The organism is Brachybacterium sp. P6-10-X1 (genome assembly GCF_001969445.1).
Lineage (GTDB): Bacteria > Actinomycetota > Actinomycetes > Actinomycetales > Dermabacteraceae > Brachybacterium.
Map to the genome: position 1 here is coordinate 756,130 of NZ_CP017297.1, position 23,916 is coordinate 780,045.

Consider the following 23,916-nt stretch of genomic DNA (forward strand, 5'->3'; position numbering starts at 1 on the left):
GCCCGCACTCCTGAATCGACCCACACCTCGGAACGGCCTGCCCCCTGACCATGCACACCTGCGATGATGAGGTCTCGGACACATCGCCTCGGAAGGAATGACCCATGCGCGCACTGGTGCTGCAGGAGAAGAACCGAATGGCCATCGAGGAGGTCGAGCCCGTCGGCTCCCCCGGCCCCGGTCAGGTTCGCGTCGCCATGCACACCGTGGGGATCTGCGCCTCCGACGTCCACTACTGGACCGACGGGAAGATCGGCCCGTTCGTCGTCGAGGAGCCGATGATCCTTGGGCACGAGGGTGCCGGGACGGTCGTCGAGGTCGGTGAGGGCGTCTCCGACCTCTCCCCCGGTGACCGCGTCGCCATGGAGCCCGGCGTCCCGGACCCCACCTCCCGGGCCGTGAAGGAGGGCAACTACAACGTCGACCCCGGTGTGCGGTTCTGGGCCACCCCGCCCGTCGACGGCTGCCTGACCGACGAGGTCATCCACCCCGCCGCGTACACCTACAAGCTCCCCGAGAGCCTCAGCTTCGCCGAAGGCGCGCTCATCGAGCCCTTCTCCGTGGGCATGTTCGCCGCCACCAAGGCCGGGATCAAGCCTGGTGACGTCGCCGCCGTCGTGGGCTCCGGCACCATCGGCATCATGACCGCTCTCGCGGCCCGCGCCGGAGGCGCCAGCACCGTCTACATCAGCGACGTGCTCCCGGAGAAGCTCGCCCTGCTCGACGGGCTCGAGGGCATCGTGCCCGTCGACGCCACGAAGGAGGACCTGGGCGAGCGCGTCCGCACCGAGACCGGCGGCTGGGGCCCGCAGGTGGTCTTCGAGGCCACCGGTGCCGCCCCCGCGTACAAGAGCCTCTGGTCCATGCCCGCCCCCGGCGGCCGGATCGTCCTGGTCGGCATGCCCGTGGAGCCGGTGCCCTTCGATATCGCCACCGCGCAGAGCCGCGGCGTCTCCCTGGAGACGGTCTTCCGGTACGCGAACGTCTACCAGAAGGCCATCGACCTCGCCGCCACCGACGCCATCGACCTCAGCCGCTTCGTCTCGGAGACCTTCACATTCGACAATTCCGTGCAGGCCTTCGAGCGCTTCCTCGAAGGTCGCCCGACGGACGTGAAGTTGCAGATCACGCTCTGACTCGACCGTGCGGACCTCGAGCGATGAGCACCTACGACGACACCCGACGAGCATGGGACGAGGCGTCCTCCAAGCACGTGCGGGAGTACGCGGAGCACCTCGAGCAGGCCCGCACCGCGCGGCTGCTGCCGATCGAGGAGGAACTCCTCGCACCGCTGATCGAGGGCACCCAGGTGCTGCATCCCCAGAGCGGGCACGGCCTGGATGACCATGCCCTGGTCCGGCTCGGCGCCCGGAGCGTGCTCGGCCTCGACTACAGCCCGACGGCGGTGTCCGCCGCGCAGCGCCGCGCGGATGACCTCGAGGCGCCGTGCCGGTACCGGATCACCGAGCTGCCGGCGACCGGACTCGACGAGGCCGTCGCCGACCTCGTCTACACCGGCAAGGGCGCGCTGAGCTGGATGGTGGATCTCGATGCCTGGGCGGACGAGATGCATCGCCTGCTGCGACCGGGCGGTCATCTGTTCGTCTACGAGGGGCACCCGCTGGTCCCGCTGTGGGCGTGGGACGCCGACGAGGCGCGGGTGCGGTCGGATCGCAGCTACTTCGCCGACACCCACGTCAACGACACGTTCCCCACCCGCGGAGCGACCGAGCATCAGCGCACCCTCGCCGAGATGGTGATGACGGTGACGAGGGCCGGCTTCGAGCTGCTGCACCTGGCCGAGCATCCCGATCCGTTCTGGCGGCCCGACGATGCGCCCCCGGCCGTGGCCTGGGACGGCCGTCTGCCGAATGCGATCAGCCTGCTGGCGAGGCGGACGCGTTGAGCGCCGCCCGGCGCTGCCAGAACACGACAGCGCTGGCCGCGGCCACGTTCAAGGAGTCCACGCCCCCGGCCATGGGGATCACGACGTGCTCATCGACCGCGCGCAGCGTGGCCGGCTTCAGGCCGTGGCCCTCCGCGCCGAGGACGACGGCGACCTTGCGATCCGGCCCCAGGTCGATCCGATCCAGCGGGACGGCGCCGTCGGTGAGAGCGAGGGCGAGCACGTCGAAACCCGCCTCGTGCAGCAGGTCCACGCCGCCGGACGGCCAGGCTTCCAGGCGCGTCCACGACACCTGGAACACCGTGCCCATCGAGACCCGGATCGAGCGGCGGTAGAGCGGATCCGCGCACTGCGGGGTCACCAGCACGGCGTCGACACCGAGCGCCGCTGCGGAGCGGAACATGGCGCCGACGTTCGTGTGGTCGACGATGTCCTCGATGACTGCCACGGTGCGGGCGGTGCGCAGCACCTCCGCCACCTCGGGCAGCACCGGCCGCTGCATCGCCGCGAGCGCCCCGCGGTGCAGCCGGAAGCCTGTCAACTGCTCGATGAGCGGTTCCTCCCCCACGTACACCGGCACGTCGGGGAAGCGCGAGTACAGCGGCGCGAACTTCTCGAGCCACTTCTCACTCATGAGGAAGGAGCGCGGGGCCATCCCGGCGTCGATCGCCCGGGAGATCACCTCGTAGCTCTCGGCCATGAACAGGCCGCGCTCGACTTCGACGCGCGAGCGCAGCCGCACGTCGGTCATGCGCAGGAAGTCGTCGAGGGCGGGATCCGCGAGGTCGGTGATCTCGATGATCTGGCGTGGCGGTCCCGGTGCGGGGTCGTGCTCCACCGCCGGATCAGCTCAGAGACAACGAGCGGGCGGTGTAGCGGTCGCCGCGCTGCTCGACGACGAGCGGCAGCCCGAAGGTGGTGGTGAGGTTCTGGGAGGTGAGGGTCTCCTCGATCGGGCCGGCGGCGACGACCCCGCCCTCGCGCAGCAGGGCCACGTGGGTGTAGCCCGGCGGGATCTCCTCGACATGGTGGGTGACCAGCACGGTCACGGGCGTCGCGGGATCCTTCGCCAGCCGCCCCAGCGTCCGCACCAGCGACTCGCGCCCGCCCAGGTCGAGCCCGGCGGCCGGCTCGTCCAGCAGCAGCAGCTCGGGGTCGGTCATCAGCGCACGGGCGGCGAGAACGCGCTTGCGCTCCCCGGTGGACAGGGTGGCGAACATGCGGGAGGCGAGGTCGCCGACGCCGAAGGCGGCCAGCAGGGTGCGCGCCCGGTCGAGGTCGAGCTCGTCGTACTCCTCGCGCCAGCGGCCGACGACGCCGTACCCGGCGGTGACCACGACGTTCTCGGCAGTCTCCTCGGCGGGGATGGTCTCGGCGAGCTCCTGGCTGGCCAGGCCGATCATGGGGCGCAGCTCGAAGATGTCGACCTTGCCGAGCCGCTCGCCGATGATGTCGACGGTGCCGGAGGTGGGATGCATGCGGGCGGCCAGCAGCCGCACCAGCGTGGATTTCCCGGCCCCGTTCGGCCCGAGCACCGCCCACCGCTCACCCTCGGAGATCTCCAGGGAGACGGCATCGAGAATGCTCTGCCCGCTGCGGCGGACGACGACATCGGTCAGTGTGGCTGCTGCGACGGACATGGGCCGAGCCTATCGTCACCGGCCACCCTCCCGGGACCGCGGCCCGCCCTAGACTGGACGGGCTCGAAGCCGCTGCTGAGGAGGTCGCCGTGCCCCGCCGTCCCGTCTCCCTGCATGCTCCGCGCGGTTCCGTCGCGGCCGACGTGATCCGGGAGGGCATCGACGCCCTGCTGGCCGAGGAGGCGCAGGACGTGCCTCTCGAGTTCCCCGCCGAGGCGCTGGTGGAGGCCGAACGGGCCGCCGCCCGTGAGCTGGCCACCGCCGACCGCACGGACCGCACCGACGTCCCCTTCGTGACCCTGGACCCGGCGACCTCCACCGACCTCGACCAGGCGATGCATCTCGAGCGGACCGAGGACGGCTACCGCGTGCTGTACGCGATCGCCGACGTCCCCTGGTTCGTGGGGCTGGACAGCGCGCTGGACAGAGAGGCGCGGCGACGCGGGGAGACCCTCTACCTGCCCGACCGGCGGATCCCGCTGCACCCGGAGACGCTCTCCGAGGGCGTCGCCTCGCTGCTGCCGGAGCAGATCACGCCCGCCTTCGTCTGGACGCTCGACCTGGACTCAGCCGGTGCGGTCCGTGCGATCGACCTCGAGCGCTCCCGCGTCCGCTCGGTCCGCAAGCTCGCCTACGACCAGGTTCAGGCCGATCTCGACGGAGGTCAGGGGCATCCGATGATGGTCCTGCTGCAGGAGATCGGTGCCCTGCGCGCCGAGCGCGAGATCGCCCGGGGCGGGGCGAGCCTGAACGTGCCCGAGCAGGAGGTGGTGGCCGACGGGGACCTGGTGCGACTGAGCTGGCGCCGTCCGGCCCCGATCGAGGACGCCAACGCCCAGATCTCCCTGATGACGGGGATGGCCGCCGCCGACCTCATGCTCGCGTCCGGCGCCGGGATCCTGCGCACGCTGCCCCCGGCCGATCAGCAGGCGATCGACCGTTTCCGCCGGCAGGCCGACGTGCTGGGCATCCCGTGGCCGAGGGACCGGACCTACGGCGCCTTCCTGCGCGAGCTGGACTGGCACGAACCCGCCCACCTCGCCTTGCTCAACCACGCCACCGCCCTCTTCCGCGGCGCCGCCTATGCGGCGTTCACGAGCCCGCAGGAGGTGCCCGAGGACTCGGCCCAGGCCGCGATCGCCGCCCCCTACGCGCACACTACGGCGCCCTTGCGCCGCCTCGTGGACCGCTTCGTGCTGCTGGTCTGCCATGCCCACGCCCAGGGGCAGAGCCCCACACCGCAGCTGCTGGCGGCGCTCGGCGAGATCCCCGAGGCGATGCGGGCCACCGGCGCACGGGCCGGGACCCTCGAACGTCGTGCGCTCGACCTGGTGGAGACCGCGGCCCTGGTGACCTGGGAGGGGGAGACCTTCACGGCGACGGTGATCGAGCGCCGTGAGCCGGGCGAGCCCGAGACGGGCGGCGGTGCGCCGACCCGGGTCGAGGTCCAGTTGACCGATCCGCCGGTGACGGCATGGGTCCCGATGGACGCCTGGCCGGGCGACGTGGTCCGGGTGAGGCTCGAATCCGTCGACCCCGCACGGCGTCGTGCCGTGTTCGTCGCGGCCCGCGAGGAGGCCGCATGAGCGAGGCCGCCGCGGGACGGGACCTCGTCGCGCTCCCCCGGGCTGCCGTGCTGATGCTGTGGGCTTCCGCCTACCTCCGCGGCGATCTCGGGCCCGACGACGCCGCCGAGATGAGCCACGGCGTCGGCCGCAGCGGCCCCAGCGGCGAAGGCGAGGACCTGTTCACGTGGATGACCGCGCTGCGGCGCCTGCCGCTGGCGCAGTTGCGCCTGGTGCTGCCGGTGCCGGGCCGGATCGCCGGCCTGGTCGGCCCGCCCGCAGCGCTGCCCGCGGCCCTGGAGGCGGAGCAGGCGATCGTGGTGACCGCCGCCGGGATCGCCGACCACACCCTCATCCCGGTCGTCTCCAGGATCGATCACCCCGGCGGCGGGGTCACCGCCGTCGGCTGGGACCGGTTCGACGCACCGCTGGGCACGCACGTGCCGCCGGCGGCGACCTCCGGCAGCGCCCGCGAGGAGCTGCTGCGCGTCCTGCGCCGGGTCGCCGACGGCAGCATCGACCTCGACCTGGTGCCCGACGAACCCGTCGAGCCGGCCCGGATCCCGCCCACCTGGGTCTCCACGGCGCTGCCCCGGCACGTCGACGCCGCTGCTGCGCACCTGCTGGTGCTCGCCGCGCGCACCGTGGCGCTGACCCGCTCCGAGATCGACGAGGGGCACGCCCAGACGATCCATCTCGCCGAGGCCCTCGCTCGACGAGGGCTGCTGGACGAGCTCCACGACGCCGCCCGCGCCGCCCTGGTCGAGGCGGTCGAGCGGATCGCGGCGGAGCCGAGCTGAGGGCGACGGCCTGATCAGGCTGGTCGGTCAGGCACGCTGGGCGATCACCGTGCGGTAGACGTCCAGGGTGCGCTCGGCGATCGAGGTCCAGGAGAAGTGCTCGGCCGCGCGACGGCGGGAGGCCTCGCCCATCTGCTTCGCCCGCTCGGGATCCGAGACCATCCGCACCAGCGCATCGCGCGTGTCCGCGATGAACCTCTCCGGATCGACCGGGGTGCCGGTGCCGTCGGTGACCTGCTCGATCGGCACCAGGTAGCCGGTCTCCCCGTCGGCCACGACCTCCGGGATGCCGCCGGTGGCGGAGGCGACCACCGGGGTTCCGCAGGCCATCGCTTCGAGGTTCACGATCCCCAGCGGCTCGTACACGCTCGGGCAGGCGAAGGCGGTCGCGTGGGTGAGGATCTGGGTGAGCTCGTGGCGGGGAAGCATCTCGGTGATCAGGTGGACGTTCCCGCGCTCGGCGGCCAGCTCGCCCACGAGCGTGTTCACCTCCTGGGCGATCTCGGCGGTGTCCGGGGCCCCGGCGCACAGCACCACCTGGTGGTCGGCGGGGAGGTCGCGGACGGCGCGCAGGAAGTACGGCAGGCCCTTCTGGCGCGTGATGCGGCCGACGAACACGATCGTGGGCGCGTCGGGGTCGATGCCGCGGGAGGTCAGCGCCGAGGTCTCCGGGTTCGGCGACCACTGGTCGATGTCGATGCCGTTGTGGACCACGTGCACCTTCGCGGGGTCGACCGTGGGATAGGCGCGCAGGATGTCCTCCCGCATGCCGCCGGAGACGGCGATCACCCCGGCCGCCCCGTCGTAGGCGGCGGCTTCGGCGAAGGAGCTGACGCGGTACCCGCCGCCGAGCTGCTCCGCCTTCCACGGCCGCAGCGGCTCGAGGGAGTGCGCCGAGAGCACGTGCGGGATCCCGTGCAGCAGCGAGGCCATGTGACCGGCGAAGTTCGCGTACCAGGTGTGGGAGTGGACCAGGTCCGCCCCGGCGCAGTCCGCGGCCATCAGCAGGTCGGTGCCCAACGTGCTCAGGGCGGCGTTGGTGCCCTCGAGCTCCGCCGGGGCCGAGTACGAGGAGGTCCCGGCCTCGTCCCGCTCGGCGCCGAAGGCGCGCACCTGCACCTCGATCTGACCGCGCAGCACGCGCGTCAGCTCGGCGACGTGCACACCGGCCCCTCCGTAGACCTCCGGCGGGTACTCCTTGGTGAGCAGATCCACGCGCATGGTGCCCTCCTCCTTCTGTTGTCCGTCCACAAGACCTGTCGTGGCGTGATGGGGGCCACTTCTGGACTATCCTCGCACCATGTCGTCCAAAAAGGTCCTCGCCATCGTCCTCGCCGGCGGTGAGGGGAAGCGGCTGATGCCGCTCACCCTCGACCGGGCAAAGCCCGCGGTGCCGTTCGGCGGCATCTACCGACTCATCGATTTCGCGCTGTCGAACATCGTCAACTCCGGCTACCTGCGGGTGGTCGTCCTGACGCAGTACAAGTCCCATTCGCTGGACAAGCACGTCGCCCAGACGTGGCGGATGAGCTCCCTGCTGGGCAACTACGTCGCCCCCGTCCCGGCGCAGCAGCGCATGGGCAAGCACTGGTTCCGCGGCTCCGCCGACGCGATCGCCCAGTCCCTGAACCTGATCCACGACGAGAAGCCCGAGTACGTGGTGGTGGTCGGCGCCGACAACATCTACCGCATGGACTTCTCGCAGATGCTGGACGCCCACATCGAATCGGGGAAGTCGTGCACGGTCGCCGGGATCCGGCAGCCGATCGAGCTCTCCGACCAGTTCGGGGTCATCGAGACCCACGCGTCGGACCCCACCACCATCAAGGCCTTCGTCGAGAAGCCGATGGTGACCGAGGCTCTGGCGGACGACCCCACCTCGATCCTCGCCTCGATGGGCAACTACATCTTCACCGCGGACGCCCTGGTCGACGCGGTCACCCGCGATGCCGAGGACGACTCCTCGAAGCACGACATGGGCGGCGACATCGTGCCGTCCTTCGTGGCCCGGCAGGACGCCGCCGTCTACGACTTCATCCACAACGACGTGCCCGGTTCCACCGATCGCGACCGGGACTACTGGCGCGACGTCGGGACCCTGGACGCCTTCTTCGACGCGCACATGGATCTGATCGCGATCCATCCCGTGTTCAACCTGTACAACGAGGAATGGCCCACCTACACCGGGAACCGAAACGTCCCGCCGGCGAAGTTCGTCCATGCCGGTCCCGGAGGCCGTGTCGGCTCGGCGGTCGACTCGATCATCTCGCCCGGGGTCGTGGTCTCCGGGGCCCAGGTCGCCACCTCCGTCGTCTCCCCGGGAGCCCGGCTGAACTCGTGGTCGACGATCTCGGAATCGGTGATCATGGACAGCGTCTCCGTCGGCCGCCACAGCCAGATCCACCGCGCGATCATCGACAAGAACGTCGTCGTGCCGCCGCGCACCCAGATCGGTCTGGACCCGGAGGAGGATCGAGCTCGCGGTTGGGTGGTCACGGAGTCCGGGATCACGGTGATCGGCAAGGGCACGGTCCTCGAGCCGTGAGCGCGGCACCCGCGCACGGCCCGGCGGTCACCGGGCTGCTCGTCTCCGACGTCGATTCCACCTTCCTGACCCAGGAGGTCATCGAGCTGGTCGCGGAGCACGCCGGCGTCCGCGACCGGGTCGAGGAGATCACCACCGCGGCGATGCGCGGGGAGCTCGACTTCGCCCAGTCGCTGCGCGCTCGGGTGGCGCTGCTGGCAGGGCTGGACGAATCGGTCCTCGCCGCGGTGCGCGCCGCGCTGGTGCCGACGCCCGGGGTGCTGGAGCTGGTGCGTCGGGCGACGGCCCACGGCTGGGTGGTCGCGCTGGTCTCGGGCGGCTTCCACGAGGTGATCGACGAGCTGGCCGCGGAATCAGGGGTCGATCACGTTCTCGCCAACCGCTTCGAGATCTCGGACGGGCGGCTGACCGGCCGGGTCTCGGGACCGATCATCGACGGCGCGGCCAAGCGGCTCGCGCTCGAGGAGTACGCCGCGACCTACGGGCTCCCGGCCGCCCGGATCGTCGCGGTGGGCGATGGCGCCAACGACCGTGAGATGCTGCGGGCCGCGGGCACCGGCATCGCCTTCCGGGCCAAGCCCGCCCTGCGCGAGGTCGCCGACGTGATCCTCGACGGCAGCTCGCTGCTGGCCGCGTGGCCCCACCTGGAGGCGGCCGCGGCCCGCTGAGGCCGGGGCGGAGGCGTCAGGGGCGCACGATGGTGTGCAGCCGCAGCGCGTCCTCGTCCAGCTCCGACCAGTGCGCGAGAGGGCCCGACAGGATGCCCATCCCGCCGGTGGGCATGCCCAGACGGGCCTGGGCGACGGAGCCCGCGTCGGACTCCTCGTCGGCGAGCAGGGAGGCCAGCGAGGACATCGTGGGCTCATGGCCGACGACCATCACCACGGCGTCGCCGTCGTCCACCTCGCGCAGCAGCGCCAGGACCTCCCCGGCTCCGCCGCTGTAGATGTCCTCGTGGACGGTGACGGTGCCGTCCAGGGCGGGCATCGCCGCGGCCATCGCCTCCCAGGTCTGGGTGGTGCGCAGCGCATCCGAGACCAGGACCCGCGCCGGGCGGACGTTCTGGGAGGCGAGGTACTCCCCCACCAGCTGCGCCTGGGATGCACCGCGATCGGCGAGCGGACGCTCGTGGTCCGGCTGTCCGGAGCCGCTGTCCGCCTTGCCGTGGCGCATCAGCAGGAGCAGACGACTGTCGGGTTCGGGGGATGACATCTCGGTGCGTTCACGCCTTCGTTCGGAGGTCTCGGGTCGATCCGCGATCGGGCTCAGTGTCCCATGCCCAGGCCGCCGTCGACGGGGATCACGGCGCCGGAGATGTAGGCGGCGTCGTCCCCGGCGAGGAAGGCCACCACCCGGGCGACCTCCTCGGGATCGGCGAAGCGTCCCGCAGGGATGGCCTTCAGATAGGTTGCCTGCAGGTCCTCGGACAGGGACTGGGTCATCTCGGTGTCGATGTAGCCGGGGGCCACGACGTTCGCCGTGATGCCGCGCGATCCGAGCTCGCGCGTCAGGGCGCGGGCGACGCCGATCAGACCCGACTTCGAGGCCGCGTAGTTGACCTGTCCCGGGGAGCCGTACAGGCCGACCACCGAGCTGATCAGGACGATGCGTCCCTTCTTCTTGCGGATCATGGACTTGATGACCCGCTTGACGGTGCGGAACGTCCCGGTGAGGTTGGTGTCCAGCACGGACTCGAAGGCGTCGTCGCTCATCCGCATCAGCAGCTGATCGTCGGTGATGCCGGCATTGGCGATCAGCACCTCGATCGGGCCGTGCTCCGCCTCGGCGGCCCTGATCGCGCCGTCGAGGCTCTCCCCGTCGGTGACGTCGGCCGCGACGGTCAGCGCGCCCTCGGGGCCGCCCTGTCCGGAGCGGCTGGTCACGGCCACCTTGTCGCCGCGACGGAGGAACTCCTCGGCGATGGAGCGGCCGATCCCGCGATTGCCTCCGGTGATCAGGACACTGCGCGGCTCGGGGGTGGCGTCGGACATGAAGGCTCCTTGAGGTGGGGACGGCGGGAGGACCGCGGGGCGTCGGGTGCGGCCCCGTGGACCCGTGTGCTCTACGATACGGGGCGAGACAGTGTGGGGAACCGTGGGGGAATCCCGCCCTCGAACGTCAGCCCTGGGAAGGTACTACGCAGATGGCATACCGCTTCAATCCTCCGCCGAACTGGCCCATCGAGGACCCGAACTGGACGCCGTACCCCGGCTGGCAGCCGGACCCCTCGTGGGGCCCCGCCCCCGAGGGCTGGAACTTCTGGGTCGAGGCCGAGGAGCCGGCTGCGGAGCCAGAGCAGCCGGCGCAGCCCGCAGAGCCCGCGGAGCCCGCCCAGGACGACGCGACGCGACTGGTCTCGACCGATCAGGCGAGCCAGGCAGCGGCCGAGGGCGCTGCACAGCCGCAGCAGCCGCTCGAGCCCGTGGAGGAGTCCTCGACTGAGCAGCCGCCGAGCGACAGCTCCGAGGTTCCCGACCACCGCGCGACCGGCCCCGCGGACGAGCCCGCGACCGGCGAGCAGCCGCCCTCGAGCATCGAACAGGAACCCGAGGAGTCCGACTCCTCCCAGCACACGCCGGGCGTCGCTGCGGCGGGCGTCGGCCTCGGCGCGGCGGCGAGGGACGACGCGGAAGACCACGACGCCACCCACGTCGCCGGCCCGGGCGAGCAGGAGCAGCCCGAACAGGCCGCCCCGGCGCCCGAGGCGCCCCAGGCGCCTGCGGGCGGCTCGGCCGAGACCTCCGAGTACCAGGGGCCGGACCTCGAGGCCGGGTTGGCCCAACAGGCGCCGTACGAGTCGGCCCGGCCCGTGGAGCCCGCTGCTCAGCAGGATGCGGGCTACGGGCAGGGCGGGTCGGCTCCGGACGAGGGCCAGGGGTCTCCGGCCCCCGGCTACGGACAGGCCCCTCCGGCCCCGGCCTACGGCCAGGCCGCAGGCGATCAGGGGTACGCGCAGGCATCCCCGGCTCCGGGATACGCGCAGGCATCCCCGGCTCCGGGGTATGGCCAGGGGTCCGCCTCGGACTACCCCGTGGGCCCCGGTTACGGACAGAGCCCCGGCACAGACTCCGGATGGACCGCGAGCACCGGCCAGGGCGAGCCGCCGAAGAAGGGCGCGATCGCACGGTTCTGGTGGGTCGGATGCATCGTCCTGTTCCTCGTGGCCGCCCTCATCGTCGCGGTCGTCGGGATCTTCCTCTTCACCCGCGGCGGCGGCGACACCGCCGAGGGCGATGGCTCGACCCCCACCAGCCAGGAGGAATCGGCCACCGAGGAGGAGAGCGCCACCGAGGAGGAGACCGCCACCGCGGAGGAGGCCCAGTCGCCGGACCCGACCACCGAGCTGCCCACGATCAGCGAATCCGCCGTCTCGAAGGACGTCGTCAGCGAGAACGGTGCGGGAACCGTCGCGGTGGACATGACGTGGGCGTCCGCCGAGGACCTGCCGAGCAGCTACGGCGGCACGGTCGAGGAGGCCCAGCACGGCCAGTACCTCGTGGTGACCTCGCAGGTGACCGTGACCGAGGGGACGATGGACTTCCCCTCGTTCTACTTCAGCGTCGTCACGCCGTACGGCGGCACCGTCGATTCGTCGTCCGAGACCTTCGGCCTGGCGAACTCGGGGATGGACTACGACACCTCCTACCAGTTCCAGAAGGGGGAGACCTACACGATCACCCAGCTGTTCGACATGGAGAAGTCCGGCGGCAACACGCTGGTCTACGACAACTACACCGACGTGTACAAGTGGGAAATCCCTGCGTGAGTGGGCAGTTCAACCCCCCGCCGAACTGGCCGGAGCCGCCTCGTGAGGGCTGGACCCCGCCGGAGGACTTCCGCCCCCACGCCTCGTGGGGGCGGGTCCCGGCAGGGTGGCGTCTGTGGACCCCGCGGACTCCCCTCGGCCACGGGCGAGCCCCGCTGCAGGATTCGGAGGACGTTCCCGCCAGCGGCGCGCGTCCGCGCCGGCGCGTTCAGACCTACCCGGTCGAGGTGCTCAATCCCGGGATGTGGACGCACAACCACCTCGAGGACGAGGATTACGGCTTCCCTCCCGTGAAGCCCGTGAAGAACCGACCCCGGCTGCGCCTCGGGGTCACCATCTCGGTGACCGCGGCGGGATTCCTGCTCGCCGCGCTGACCGCCGTGATGTTCGTGCTCCTGGTCGACTTCGCGATCGAGGACCTGCCCGGCATGCTCTCCGGGGCCCCTGGCTCCCTGGTCTCCGCCACCGTCGATCCTGGGACCGTGCCCGCGGCGCCGGATGCCGGATGACTCGACGTTCCGCCCGTTCTCGCGTCCTGCTCAGCCGCGAGACGCTGCTGGGGCTCCTGCTCGTCCTGCTCGCCTCGGCGATCTGCGTCGCCCTGGGCTTCTGGCAGTTCGGCCGCTTCGAGGGCAAGCGTGACGCGGCCGCGGTGATCGAGGCCAACTACGCCGCCGCACCCGTGCCGATGACCGAGGTGCTCCGGACGCCTGATGCGCCGCTGTCCCCCACGGATGACTGGACCCCGGTCGAGCTCAGCGGCAGCTACTGCACCGACCCCGATTGCGTGCTGTACGTGCGCAACCGGCAGCTCGGCGGCCACGTCGGCTTCTGGCAGCTGGTCCCGTTCAGAACCGACGACGGCTCCACCTTGCTGGTCAACCGCGGCTGGGTGAATTCTCAGGGCCAGCGCTCCGCCCCGGCCGACCCCCCTGCCGTGCCCGAGGGCGACGTGACCCTGACCGTGCGGCTGCGTCCCGCCGAGCCCGTGCTCGACCGGGAGATCCCCGAGGGCCAGGTGCACTCGGTGAACCCGCCCCAGATCGAGGGACTGCTGCCGGCCATGGACGGCGAGATGATCCGCCAGGCCTATGGAGACCTCGTCACGGAGGAGCCGTCCTCCCCGCGGCCGGCCGCCCTGCCCGCACCCTCCACGTCCCTCGGCCCCCACCTGTCCTATTCGGTGCAGTGGTGGATCTTCGCCCTGTTCTTCCCGGGCGCCCTGATCTACCGCACCCGGCGCGCGATCCAGGATCTCGAGGCCGAGGCCGAGGACGCCGATGCCGCCGACGATCCGGGAACCCGCCCGCGCCGCACCGCAGACCACCGTCCCCAGCGGCAGGCCCACAGCCGGCGCCGGGGGCCTGACGAGGAGGAAGAAGATGCACTCATCGACCACCCGGGCCGCTGACCGGCGCCGCCCACCCGCGAGCCGATTCCTGCCGGGTCCCCGGCCTCGCCGGATCGCCCACCGCGGTCTCGCCCTGGACGCCGCCGAGAACACCCTGGGTGCCTTCCAGGCCGCTGTGGCCGCCGGCGCGGGCATGCTGGAGACCGACACCCGCGCCACCGCCGACGGGCTCGCCCTCGCCGTCCACGACGAGGACCTCCGGCGGATCGCGGGCGATCCCCGCCGCATCGACGAGCTGACCGCCGCCGAAGCCGGGGCCGTCCGCCTGGCGGACGACGAACCGCTGGCGATGCTGGAGGACGTGCTGGACGCCTTCCGCGACGTCCCGGTCAACATCGACGTCAAGGCCCCCTCCGCCATCGGCCCGGCCGTCGCGGCGATCGCCCGCACCCGCAGCGCGGACCGGGTCTGCATCGCCGGGTTCGACGGCGCCGTGGTCCGTCGGACGGTCCGCACGGTGCAGGCGGCCACGGGCACCCTCCCGGTGCGCAGCGCCGGCCGCGGCGTGATGGCCGCGTTCCTCGCCGCCCGCGCCGTCGAGGCGCCCGACGCCGTGATCGGGCGGCTCCTCGCCCCCTACGCCGCCCTCCAGGTCCCCATGACCTACCAGGACTACCCGATCGTGACCCCGGTGAACATCGCCGCCGCGCATCGGGCGGGCTGCGAGATGCACGTGTGGACGGTCGACGACCCCGCGACCATGCGGGAACTCCTGGTCACCGGCGTGGATGGTATCATCACCAATCGGGTCGATCTGCTCTGCGAGCTGCTCGACGCCGCGTGAGCACCCCGCGCCGGGAACAGATCGGATCCCGCGGGCGTTGCCGCCACTGAGACCTCATCGGGCGGGATCCCGTCCGCCCACCATCCGGCAGGAAGCGAGAACCGCATGAACAGCCGCAGCCTGCGAGGCACCCGACTGGGCTCCCTCTCCATGGAGACCGACGAAGGCGTCCTCGCCGCACCGCGCCAGGAGGCCGTCTACGACTGCCCCAACGGCCACACCATCGTCCTCCCCTTCTCGGTCGAGGCCGACGTGCCCGCCGTCTGGGAGTGCCGTTGCGGTGCCTCAGCGCTGCTGCGCGATCACGAGCGGCCCGAGGCGAAGGCCGGCAAGCCGGTGCGCACCCATTGGGACATGCTCCTCGAGCGCCGCAGCGAGGAGGACCTGCAGGTCCTCCTCGACCAGCGTCTGGCCCTGCTGCGCTCCGGTCGGCTGCACCAGCGCCGCAACCTCTGAGCCGCGCGACCGCGCGATACGTCGGCGCCCCCGTTCCACCGTACGGTGGGGCGGGGGCGCTGCTGCGTCCTGGTCCGGCGCTCGGGGTGCTCAGTCCTGGGTGATCGCTCAGTCCTGTGCGATCGTGGGCGGGGTGGTGGGGCCGGTTCCCCGCGAGCGGTCGTCGCGGTCGCTGCGGTCCTCCGGCTTCCGGGCGTCGAGGATGATCTCCCCGTCGATGACTCCGGTGCCGGAGCGGCGGTACAGCACCCGGCGGGCTCCTTCGGAGCCGCTGCCCAGGCCCATGGCCTTGACCGAGCGGCGCTGGACGGGGGTCAGCAGCAGGATGAGACCGACCAGATCGGTCAGCACACCCGGGAAGAAGAAGAACAGTGCCGACAGCACGGTGAACGCCGGTCGTGAGAGGTGGTCCTGGACGTCGCCGCTGCCGCGGACGGCGCGCAGCAGGGACCGCAGGCGCACGAAGGACTGCTGTCCCGCGGTCACCAGCAGGGCGATGCCGATCACCCAGCCCACCGCGATGATCAGCACCGACCACCACAGACTCGTGTTCACACCGATCAGCACCAGGATCGCCAGCTCCACCAGACCGACCACGATGATCGCGATCGGCAGCAGCCCGCCCCAGCGGGAACGGTGGGGGCGGTCACCGGCGGCGGGTGCTCTGCTCATGTCGGCAGACTAACGCAGGTGCTGCAGGATCCGCTGGGCACATCGTGTGAGTCCCCAGAGCGTGACCAGCACCAGGGCTTCGCGCACGATGCGGGGGGACATCTTGCTGGCCCCCTCGGTGCGCTCGTCGAAATCGATCGGGACCTCCGCGATCACGGCGCCGTGGGCGCGGGCCCGACGGGTCATGTCCACCTGGAAGCAGTACCCCTGGGAGGCGATGTCCGCCTCGAGCAGCTGCTCCAGCAGCTCGGCGCGGAAGAGCCGGAATCCCGCCGTCGCGTCCCGGACCCCGAGCCCCAGCAGCGCACGCACGTAGGCGTTCGCCCCCCCGGACAGGAGCAGGCGCGAGAATGGCCAGTCGTGCACCCTTCCGCCGCGCACCCAGCGCGAGCCGATCGCGAGGTCTGCGCCCCGGCGGACGGCTTCCAGCAGTCGGGGAAGCTGCTCGGGGCGGTGGGAGGCGTCGGCGTCCATCTCCCCCAGCTGCTCGTACCCGTGCTCGAGACCCCAGGCGAAGCCGGCCAGGTAGGCCGGGCCCAGTCCCTCCTTGCCGGCGCGGTGCAGGACGTGGACGTTCTCGTCGTGGGCGGCGGTCTGCTCGGCCCACTCCCCCGTGCCGTCCGGGGAGGAATCGTCCACGACGAGCACATGCACGTCGGGGACCGCGGCGCGCAGGCGTGCGAGGGTGCCGGGCAGCGAATCCCGCTCGTCATAGGTGGGGATGACGATCAGCGTGGGCGGAAGGGCAGCGGTGGACGGCCTCATGCTCGGCTCCGCCCCCGACGGCGCGGCAGCGGGGAGAGCGCCCGACGGCGTCCGGCGAGCGCGGCGAGGAACCCGACCAGGCCCAGGGCGGACAGGCCCACGGCGATCCAGGGACCGGCGGCCACCGCAGGGGTGATCCCGGTGCGCAGCGGGACGTCGGCGAGCACCGCGCCCTGCTCCCAGTGGTCGACGAAGTCGAGCTGTCGCCCGGACGGGGTGAAGATCGCCGAATGGCCCACGGTGGAGACGTGCACGACGCTGCGCCCGGAGACGACGGCCATCACCTTCGCCTCCGCGAGCTGCTGGACGGCCTCGTGGGAGTCCCCGAACAGCGCGTTGTTGGACTGCACCACGACCATCTCGGCGCCGTCGCGGACCACGTCGCCGACCAGGTTGTCGTAGGCGATCTCGAAGCAGATCAGCACGCCGACGCGGTGCTCGCCCTGGTCCAGCTCCTCGAGGTCCATCACCCCGACCTCGTCGCCGGCGATCATGTCGCGCGGGACCAGGTCGACCTTGTCTGAGAGCGTGCCGAAGAAGTCCCGGTACGGGATGTATTCGCCGAAGGGCACCGGGTGCCGCTTGGAGTAGACGTAGGGGGTCGAGCCGCCCGGGGCGTACAGCACCGACTGGTTCAGTCGCTGGGTCTCGCCGACGGCGGCCTGGGTGCCGATCAGGACGGGGGCGCCGGCGTCGGCGGCCGCGGAGCTGATCTGGTCGGACATCCAGGGATCCTGGCGCGGGTCGTAGCCGGTGGAGTCCTCGGGCCAGACGATCAGGTCCAGCTGCCGGCCCTCGGCGCGGGTCTGTTCGATGGTGTCGCGGGTGACCGCGAGATGGTTCTCGAACACGTCGTCCGGCATCGTCATCGTGGCGGGGTCGATCTTCTCCATCGATCCCTGGATGCCGGCGACGGTCATCGTGCCGCGATCCTGGGGAGCGGGATTGGGCGGAAAGGGCGTGACCATGGTGGCCAGGATCGCGCCGACCGCGAGGGCGAGCGGCCACACGCCGGCGAAGCCGACGAGCCCGCGGTGGCGTCGGCCCAGCAGGGACAGCGCCCCGTGCAGCAGCATCTGGCCGAGCAGGGCGACGACGAAGGCGAGACCGGCCACCCCGATCCAGGGGCCGAGGTTCAGCAGCGGGGAATCGGCCAGGGCGAAGGCGCTGGCGCCCCACGGCAGGCCGCCCCAGGGGACGTGGCTGCGCAGCGTCTCGACGCCGACCCAGAGGGCCGAGACCACCACCGCCGAGGACAGGCACAGTCCGCGCCGGAGCATGACGGTGCGGGCCAGCAGCCCGAACAGCACGATGTACAGGGCCTCGAACACGCCCAGCGCCACCCATGGAGCGGTGCCCGCGTAGGTGTTCGCCCAGGCGGTCAGCGGGATGAAGAACGCCGCACCCCAGGCCAGCGACACCAGGATGGCGACCCACACGCTGCGCACCAGCAGACCGGCGCTGAGCAGGGCCAGGGAGACGGGCAGCAGCATCCACATCCCGTAGGGCGGGAAGGCGAGCAGGGCGGCGCCTCCGCCGGCGAGGCCGCACACGAGTGCCGCGGGCCACGGCGTGGGATCGAACTCGTCGCGTGCGCGCCGCACGCCCGCCCGGGCGGAGGCGGCCCGGGTCGTCGTCGTCATGCGGGGGTCCTCCCGAGCCGGTCATGGACGATCGCGCCATCGATGACGGTGCGCAGCGCCCGCGGGGTGCCCCGGTCGAGATCGGGCAGCAGCGGGGTGCGCGAGCGCGGGTCGGTCGACCAGGACTCGACGCGCTCGGCCCGGGACTGCACGGTGAGGTCCCAGGGCTCCCACACCACGAAGGTCGCCTCGATCCCGGTGCGCAGGGAGCCGGGGTGGCGGCGTCCCGCGACGCGCTGACCGCCGCGGGTGGCGGCGAGGAACGCCGCCCGATCGCTGATCCGCTGGTCGGGTGCGGGCCGACGGGTCGCCCCGCGGACCCAGTCCCAGGGATCGGTGCCGCTCGCCCGACCGCCGGAGCCGAAGGCCAGCGGGGTGCCGTCGGCGAGCAGATCGAGATAGTCGTCGCTCTCGGTGACGGGGTCGATCACGCGCACGCCCTCGCGCTCCCCCGTCGGCCCGGGAAGGCGCAGCACGATGCCGGCCGCGGCAGCGGCCGTGTCCTCGGCGGAATCGGGATCGGCGCCGTCGGGCGTGGCGGCGGCGTCCACGAAGCCGGGGGTGATCAGACACCCGGTGGCGTCGACCACCTCCGCGCCGTCGTGGATCACCCGCGCGGTGTCCTCCGGGCCGGTCCAGGCGATCAGCCCGTCGGCGACCAGCATCGCGGAGGCCTCGGGGTCCTCGGTGCTGTACAGCACGATGCCGGTGTACAGCACGGGCCGGGCAGGCTGTGCGGGCGCAGTGGCGGGTTCGGTCTCTCTCACACGCCCCAGGGTCTCGCGTGCGCCTGGGAGAACGCTCATCGGTCGATCTCCTGGGCGACGAGACCGCGGCGCACCGCCCCCACCGCCCGGTGGGCGATGGCCCCCAGCTCCTCATCGGCCGTGAGCTGGTCGAGCAGGTCGATGACCTGGCGGCAGTGGCGCACGAAGTCCCCGGGCGGCAGATCGTTGCCGTCCAGCGCGGCGGCGAGATGGGCGCCGCGGGCCCAGCGGTGCACGATCGCGGAGATCGCCGGGTCGGGCGGCGTCGTGGGATCGATGCCGTGGCGGGACTCCGCCGCCTGCAGCTCAGCAGCCAGGTGACCCGTGGCCTCCAGCGCCGCACGGACCGCCGGGTCCGCGATGATCTCGGGGGCACGATCGTCGCGCCGGGACTCGTGGACGGCGGCGGAGACCACGGCGGCAAGCCCCGGCGCGTCCAGGCCCGTCCAGGCGCCGTGCTCGAGGCACTGCGCGATCAGCAGGTCGCGGTCGCTGAACAGGCGCCGCAGCCGCAGGCCGCCGGGGGTGGGGACCAGCTCCTCGTCCTCGCGGGCGAGATAGCCGAGCTCGACGAGCAGATCGGCGAGGCGGTCGAACCGCCGTGCCAGCGAGCTGGTCCGTCCCTGGATACGGCGCTGGACTCCTTCGAGGTCCGTGCGCGCCTTCCTCCAGCGGCCCACCCAGCGCAGATGGGACTCCAGCTCCGGGCAGTCGGCGCAGGGGTGGGCGCGCAGCTCCTCGCGCAGCTGCTGGAGCTGCTCGTCGCTCGCGGCGGTCGACGGGGTGCGCTCGGTGCGGGCGCGCACCTCCCGCCGGGGTTCGTCACGGCCGGAGAGGCTCTGGCGCAGCGCGGCCGCGGTGTCCTTGCGCACCTTGGAGCTGCCGAGCGCGTCCCGGCGGGGCAGGCGCAAGGTGTCGATGACGGCCGGGGAGGACGGCACGTCCCCGGGCCGGAGGGTGCGTCGGCGGCCCTCGGTGTCCAGCAGATCGACCTGCGGGCCCCCGAGCACGACGGGGTCCACGTCCAGCACCACCGCGTAGCCGCGGCGCTTGCCCCCCGGCACGGCGATCACCTCGCCGCGTCGCAGCCCGCCGAGCACCGTGCGGGTGCGGTCACGATCGGCGGCGGCCCGGGCCCGGGACAGGGACTTCTCCCGCTCGCTGATCCGCTCCTGGATCTCGGCGTACTCGAGCAGATCGCCCCGATCGCAGGTGACGGCTTCGCGGTAGGAGTCGGCGGTGTCCTCGAGCTCTCGGGCGCGGCTCGCGAGACCCACCACGGAGCGGTCCGCCTGGAACTGGGCGAAGCTGGTCTCCAGCGTCTCCCGCGCCCGGGAGAGGTCGAAGCGGTCCAGCAGGTTCACGGTCATGTTCGGGGTGGGCCGGAAGGCGGAGCGCAGCGGGTAGGTACGTCGGGAGGCGAGCGAACCGACCGCATCGGCGTCGAACCGGGGCCCGGCCACGACGACGGCGTGCCCCTCGGTGTCGATGCCGCGACGCCCCGCCCGGCCGGTGAGCTGCGTGTACTCCCCGGGCGTGAGGTCGGCGTGGTCGACCCCGTTGAACTTGACCAGCTTCTCCAGCACCACCGAGCGCGCCGGCATGTTGATGCCGAGCGCCAGGGTCTCGGTGGCGAAGACGACCTTGAGCAGGCCGCTCGCGAAGAGCTCCTCGACGACGGTCTTCAGCAGCGGGAGCATCCCGGCGTGATGGGCGGCGTAGCCGTCGAGCACCGCGCGGCGGAACGCCGCGATGCCGAGGATCTCCTCGTCCTCGATCCCGATCGGGGCCAGACGGTCGTCCAGGACGGCGCGGATCGCGCTGCGCTCGCCCTCGTCGGTCAGGCGCAGGCGGACCCGTGCGCACTGCTGGACCGCGCCCTCGCAGCCGGCCCGGGAGAAGATGAACATGATCGCCGGCAGCAGCGCGGCGTCGTCGAGAATCCGCACGAGCTCAGGTCGACGCGGGGGGCGGGGGCCCTCGGCCGGCCCTCCGCGCGGAGCCCCGCGGTCGCCCCCGGGTCGCTTGTGCAGCGGCCGATGCCGGCCGGATCCGCGCGGGCGGTGCCGACCGCTGGTCCCCTTGCGGCCGGCGGGCGCTCGTCCGCGGCTGCGCCCCGAGCGTTCGTCCACGGGCAGGGAGAACGAGGTGACCCGCTCGATCTCCGGGTTCACGTGCCGCGTGCCGCGGACCCCCGGTCCGTGGGAGACGACCGCCTCGCCGTGGTCGTCGACGAAGAGGTCCATGAGCTCCTCGCCGACCACGACGTGCTGCCACAGCGGCACCGGGCGGGTCTCGGAGACCACGATCTCGGTGGCCCCGCGCACCTCCTGCAGCCAGGCGCCGAACTCCTCCGCGTTCGAGACCGTCGCCGAGAGCGCGACCAGCTGCACGGAGGGGTCGAGGTGGATGATGACCTCCTCCCACACCGGGCCGCGCAGGCGATCGGCCAGATAGTGGACCTCGTCCATCACCACGAAGCCGAGCCCCTCCAGCAGCGGGGAGTCGGCATAGAGCATGTTGCGCAGCACCTCGGTGGTCATCACCACCACGTCGGCGTCGGGCCGGATGGAGGTGTCGCCGGTCAGCAGCCCCACCGCCTCATGGCCGAGCCAGTCCACCAGCTCGGTGAACTTCTGGTTCGACAGCGCCTTGATCGGAGCGGTGTAGAACACCTTCCGGCCACGGGCGCGGGCGAGATGGACGGCGAACTCGCCGACGACGGTCTTGCCGGCACCCGTCGGCGCGGCGACCAGCACGGAGCTTCCGTCCTCGAGGACCCGGCAGCCGGACAGCTGGAAATCGTCCAGCGCGAAGTCGTAGCGGGTGGTGAAGGCCCCGAGCTCGGAGGCGGTCAAGGTCTTCTCCGCCTGCCAGGCGGCGTAGCGCTCCGAGGGCGAGCTCACGGGTGGTCTCCTTCCGAGAGGTCGGCCAGCAGGCGCACCGCTCCCGGCAGCAGCCGGGCGGTGATCGGCAGCAGCGCGCGGGGCTCGCCGTCGGCGTAGCTGCGCAGGGCGCGCCCGTGGCGCAGCCCGATCGACACCTCCCGGACGGGCCGGACGCCGAACCCGTCCACGGAGGTGTGGGTGCCGCGGAAGACCCTCGGGAAGAAGCGCAGCAGGTCGGTGCGCCCGATCTTCTCGAGCGTGACCAGCTCGAGAAGGCCGTCGTCGAGCCGGGCCCCGGGGGCGATGCGCATCCCGCCGCCGAAGATCCCGGAGTTGGCCAGAGTCACCAGGGTCGCATCCAGCTCGATCCGCTCCCCGCCGTCGATCTCGAGCCAATAGGGGAAGGGGGTGAAGGCCGGCAGCTCGCGCAGCAGGGCTGTGGTGTACCGCAGGGTGTGGACGCGGCCGGCGCTGTTCGCCCGGGCGTTGACCAGCGCGTCGAAGCCGAGATTGATGTTTCCCAGGGCCACCGAGCGGCGCGGGAGCGGGTGCTCCCCGGCGGCGATGATCTCGATCGCGTCGATGGTGACCACCGGGCGGGACAGGGCGTGCAGAAGGATCCGCACGCACTCCTCGGTGTCGTTCAGGGGCAGTCCGAGGGTGCGGGCGAAGTCGTTGCCGCTGCCGGCGGGCACGATGCCGAGCCGCACCGGTGTATCGGCCACGATCTCGGCGCCGAGGGCGACGGTCCCGTCGCCGCCGACGACCACCAGCGCGGTCAGGGTCTCGCGGACCTCGAGCGCCCGGGCCCGGGCCACCGGCGCCGAGGGGCCGGAGAGGTCCACCACCGAGATGCCGGCCAGGCGCAGCAGGTGCCGGACCTGCCGACCGACCCGGTGCGCGGTGCCGAGGGCTGCCGTCGGATTCGCCAGCAGTCCGACCCGGAGCCTGCTCACCGTCCGTCCTCGTCGTCCTCGTCGAGGTCGGAGGGTGTGCCGATGTCCTCGACCTCGTCGTCGTCGAGCTCGTCGTCCTTCCCGACGCCGTGGCGCTTGTCGTGGATCAGGGCGATGACGATCGCGGCGAAGAAGAGGCTCGCGATCACGGCCGACATCGCCAGCAGCGTGAACGGCTCGGGCGTGGGCACCATGACCGCCGTGAACAGCACGCTGACGAAGATGATCCAGCGCCATGCCTTGAGCATCGTGCGACCGCGGATGATCCCCAGGAAGTTCAGCAGCACCATGACCACGGGCATCACGAAGGCGATGCCGAAGGCCAGCATCGTCTTGACCAGCATGGCCAGGTACTCGTCGTAGCCGATCAGCTGATCGACCTGGTCGGTCTGCGGGGTGAAGCTCAGCAGCACGGGGACCAGCTGATTGATCGCCCAGTACCCGGCGGCGCAACCGATGAAGAACAGCGGGATCGCGGAACCGAAGAAGCCGATCGCGTACTTGCGCTCGTTGCGGTGCAGCCCGGGCATCACGAACAGCCAGATCTGCAGCATGATCACCGGGGAGGCGAGCAGCAGACCGACGTACGCGGACATCTGGAGCCGGACGTTCAGGCCGGTGCCGACCCCGCGGAAGTTCAGCGAGGCGGGGAGGCCGTCGTTGGCCGCGATCTCGAAGGGGCGCTTGAGCAGCTCGAAGACCCAGGGGTAGACGAACCAGCCGACGATCGCCAGCACCAGCACCGCTGCGGCGCTGATGACCAGCCTGTTGCGCAGCTCGACAAGGTGCTCCCCGAGGGACATGCGGCCTTCGGGGTCCTTGGACGACCGGGGTTTCCTGGTCCGTCCGCGCCCCTGCGTATCACTCGCCACGGATGTGCTTCCTCCCCGCGCTCCGGGCCCGGGCGGTCACCCGCACGTGCCCCTTCCCTCGCTGTCCGCCCGCCTGCTCAGTCGCGACGGTAGGAGTCGCCGTCCTCGCGGTGACGGACGCTCTCGGGCTCGTCCTCGTCGCGGGGATCGTACTCGCGGTCGTCCCTCGCACGGCGGTCGTCGCGGTCATCGCGGGAGCGGCGGTCGCCCCGGTCGTCCTGGTCCTCGCGATCGTCGCGCGAGCGACGGTCATCGCGGTCACGGGAGGTGCGGGAGCGGGGCTCCTCGTCCTCCCCCTCCTCGGTCTCGTCGCCGCGAAGCTCGTCGACCTCGCTCTTGAACACCCGCATGGACTTGCCCATGTTGCGGGCGAGGCCGGGAAGCTTGTTCGCCCCGAACAGCAGGATCACCAGCACGACCAGGATGACGATCGGCCAGGGGCTACGGAAGAAACTCATGGAATTACCTTTCAGAAGCGCC

At 71.9% G+C, this 23,916-nt stretch carries 24 protein-coding genes; 11 read left to right on the forward strand and 13 right to left on the reverse strand.

Translation table 11 applies throughout. The annotated features are described in order from the left end of the window. The first annotated feature begins 104 nt into the window (after window positions 1-104). Both BH708_RS03380 and BH708_RS03385 read left to right on the forward strand, forming a co-directional pair. Window positions 105-1,136 carry an NAD(P)-dependent alcohol dehydrogenase gene (locus BH708_RS03380; protein ID WP_076806626.1) on the forward strand — a complete coding sequence of 344 codons (1,032 nt, stop codon included), beginning with the start codon at window positions 105-107 and terminating at the stop codon, window positions 1,134-1,136. A 23-nt stretch (window positions 1,137-1,159) separates the two neighbouring features. Beyond that, window positions 1,160-1,906 carry a bifunctional 2-polyprenyl-6-hydroxyphenol methylase/3-demethylubiquinol 3-O-methyltransferase UbiG gene (locus BH708_RS03385; RefSeq protein ID WP_076806627.1) on the forward strand — a complete coding sequence of 249 codons (747 nt, stop codon included), beginning with the start codon at window positions 1,160-1,162 and terminating at the stop codon, window positions 1,904-1,906. Here the strand turns inward: BH708_RS03385 and BH708_RS03390 are convergent. Then, entirely contained in the window at window positions 1,878-2,657 is a 780-nt protein-coding gene (locus tag BH708_RS03390; protein ID WP_083713850.1) for an RNA methyltransferase, read from the reverse strand. The genes BH708_RS03385 and BH708_RS03390 overlap by 29 nt on opposite strands. 94 nt (window positions 2,658-2,751) lie before the next feature. After that, window positions 2,752-3,546 carry an ABC transporter ATP-binding protein gene (locus tag BH708_RS03395; RefSeq protein WP_076806629.1) on the reverse strand — a complete coding sequence of 265 codons (795 nt, stop codon included), beginning with the start codon at window positions 3,544-3,546 and terminating at the stop codon, window positions 2,752-2,754. An 89-nt stretch (window positions 3,547-3,635) separates the two neighbouring features. Between BH708_RS03395 and BH708_RS03400 the strand changes: the two genes are divergently transcribed. Both BH708_RS03400 and BH708_RS03405 read left to right on the forward strand, forming a co-directional pair. Beyond that, window positions 3,636-5,132 (forward strand): RNB domain-containing ribonuclease, encoded by a 1,497-nt coding sequence (locus tag BH708_RS03400; RefSeq protein ID WP_076806631.1) that lies wholly within the window; start codon window positions 3,636-3,638, stop codon window positions 5,130-5,132. After that, complete coding sequence (locus tag BH708_RS03405) at window positions 5,129-5,911, forward strand: hypothetical protein (RefSeq protein WP_076806633.1); 783 nt, start codon at window positions 5,129-5,131, stop codon at window positions 5,909-5,911. The genes BH708_RS03400 and BH708_RS03405 overlap by 4 nt, the downstream gene beginning before the upstream one ends. A 27-nt stretch (window positions 5,912-5,938) precedes the next feature. Here BH708_RS03405 and glgA read toward each other — a convergent pair whose 3' ends face one another. Next, window positions 5,939-7,132, reverse strand: a complete 1,194-nt coding sequence (gene glgA / locus BH708_RS03410) for a glycogen synthase (protein ID WP_076806635.1) — start codon at window positions 7,130-7,132, stop codon at window positions 5,939-5,941. 79 nt (window positions 7,133-7,211) lie between these two features. Between glgA and glgC the strand changes: the two genes are divergently transcribed. Further along, a complete protein-coding gene (gene glgC / locus BH708_RS03415) occupies window positions 7,212-8,456 on the forward strand; it encodes a glucose-1-phosphate adenylyltransferase (RefSeq protein WP_076806637.1) in 1,245 nt (414 codons plus the stop codon). Further along, the gene (gene serB, locus BH708_RS03420; protein ID WP_076806638.1) at window positions 8,453-9,124 is read left to right on the forward strand and encodes a phosphoserine phosphatase SerB; all 672 of its coding nucleotides are present in this window, start codon (window positions 8,453-8,455) and stop codon (window positions 9,122-9,124) included. Before glgC ends, serB begins: the two co-directional genes overlap by 4 nt. A gap of 16 nt (window positions 9,125-9,140) precedes the next feature. On the opposite strand, the gene BH708_RS03425 is transcribed toward serB, so the two are convergent. Continuing rightward, window positions 9,141-9,668, reverse strand: coding sequence for a histidine phosphatase family protein (locus tag BH708_RS03425; protein WP_076806640.1), 528 nt, complete (start codon window positions 9,666-9,668; stop codon window positions 9,141-9,143). 53 nt (window positions 9,669-9,721) lie between these two features. Then, window positions 9,722-10,447, reverse strand: a complete 726-nt coding sequence (locus BH708_RS03430) for a beta-ketoacyl-ACP reductase (protein ID WP_076806642.1) — start codon at window positions 10,445-10,447, stop codon at window positions 9,722-9,724. A gap of 152 nt (window positions 10,448-10,599) precedes the next feature. Between BH708_RS03430 and BH708_RS20085 the strand changes: the two genes are divergently transcribed. The 5 genes from BH708_RS20085 (at window position 10,600) to BH708_RS03455 (ending at window position 14,873) form a co-directional block, all read left to right on the forward strand. Continuing rightward, a complete protein-coding gene (locus BH708_RS20085; RefSeq protein ID WP_076806644.1) occupies window positions 10,600-12,222 on the forward strand; it encodes a hypothetical protein in 1,623 nt (540 codons plus the stop codon). Between the two features lie 242 nt (window positions 12,223-12,464). Further along, entirely contained in the window at window positions 12,465-12,731 is a 267-nt protein-coding gene (locus BH708_RS20240) for a hypothetical protein (protein ID WP_253705460.1), read from the forward strand. After that, complete coding sequence (locus BH708_RS03445) at window positions 12,728-13,633, forward strand: SURF1 family protein (protein WP_076806647.1); 906 nt, start codon at window positions 12,728-12,730, stop codon at window positions 13,631-13,633. Before BH708_RS20240 ends, BH708_RS03445 begins: the two co-directional genes overlap by 4 nt. Next, window positions 13,605-14,417, forward strand: a complete 813-nt coding sequence (locus BH708_RS03450; RefSeq protein WP_076806650.1) for a glycerophosphodiester phosphodiesterase family protein — start codon at window positions 13,605-13,607, stop codon at window positions 14,415-14,417. The genes BH708_RS03445 and BH708_RS03450 overlap by 29 nt, the downstream gene beginning before the upstream one ends. A 105-nt stretch (window positions 14,418-14,522) precedes the next feature. Beyond that, window positions 14,523-14,873 carry an RNA polymerase-binding protein RbpA gene (locus tag BH708_RS03455; RefSeq protein WP_076806651.1) on the forward strand — a complete coding sequence of 117 codons (351 nt, stop codon included), beginning with the start codon at window positions 14,523-14,525 and terminating at the stop codon, window positions 14,871-14,873. A gap of 108 nt (window positions 14,874-14,981) precedes the next feature. On the opposite strand, the gene BH708_RS03460 is transcribed toward BH708_RS03455, so the two are convergent. From BH708_RS03460 to tatA, 8 genes are all read right to left on the reverse strand, one after another. Continuing rightward, on the reverse strand, window positions 14,982-15,545 hold the full coding sequence (locus BH708_RS03460; protein WP_076806653.1) for an FxsA family protein: 564 nt from the start codon (window positions 15,543-15,545) through the stop codon (window positions 14,982-14,984). 9 nt (window positions 15,546-15,554) lie between these two features. After that, window positions 15,555-16,310: a polyprenol monophosphomannose synthase gene (locus tag BH708_RS03465; RefSeq protein WP_076806655.1), complete on the reverse strand. Its 756-nt coding sequence runs from the start codon at window positions 16,308-16,310 to the stop codon at window positions 15,555-15,557. Then, complete coding sequence (lnt, locus tag BH708_RS03470; protein WP_076806657.1) at window positions 16,307-17,953, reverse strand: apolipoprotein N-acyltransferase; 1,647 nt, start codon at window positions 17,951-17,953, stop codon at window positions 16,307-16,309. Before lnt ends, BH708_RS03465 begins: the two co-directional genes overlap by 4 nt. Next, a complete protein-coding gene (locus BH708_RS03475; RefSeq protein ID WP_253705461.1) occupies window positions 17,950-18,720 on the reverse strand; it encodes an amidohydrolase family protein in 771 nt (256 codons plus the stop codon). Before BH708_RS03475 ends, lnt begins: the two co-directional genes overlap by 4 nt. A 35-nt stretch (window positions 18,721-18,755) precedes the next feature. After that, window positions 18,756-21,626, reverse strand: a complete 2,871-nt coding sequence (locus tag BH708_RS03480; RefSeq protein ID WP_076806659.1) for an RNA helicase — start codon at window positions 21,624-21,626, stop codon at window positions 18,756-18,758. Further along, complete coding sequence (locus BH708_RS03485; RefSeq protein ID WP_076806661.1) at window positions 21,623-22,564, reverse strand: diacylglycerol kinase family protein; 942 nt, start codon at window positions 22,562-22,564, stop codon at window positions 21,623-21,625. Before BH708_RS03485 ends, BH708_RS03480 begins: the two co-directional genes overlap by 4 nt. After that, window positions 22,561-23,367 carry a twin-arginine translocase subunit TatC gene (tatC, locus tag BH708_RS03490; RefSeq protein ID WP_076806663.1) on the reverse strand — a complete coding sequence of 269 codons (807 nt, stop codon included), beginning with the start codon at window positions 23,365-23,367 and terminating at the stop codon, window positions 22,561-22,563. Before tatC ends, BH708_RS03485 begins: the two co-directional genes overlap by 4 nt. A gap of 146 nt (window positions 23,368-23,513) precedes the next feature. Then, window positions 23,514-23,894 (reverse strand): Sec-independent protein translocase subunit TatA, encoded by a 381-nt coding sequence (tatA, locus tag BH708_RS03495; RefSeq protein ID WP_076806665.1) that lies wholly within the window; start codon window positions 23,892-23,894, stop codon window positions 23,514-23,516. Window positions 23,895-23,916: the final 22 nt, after the last annotated feature.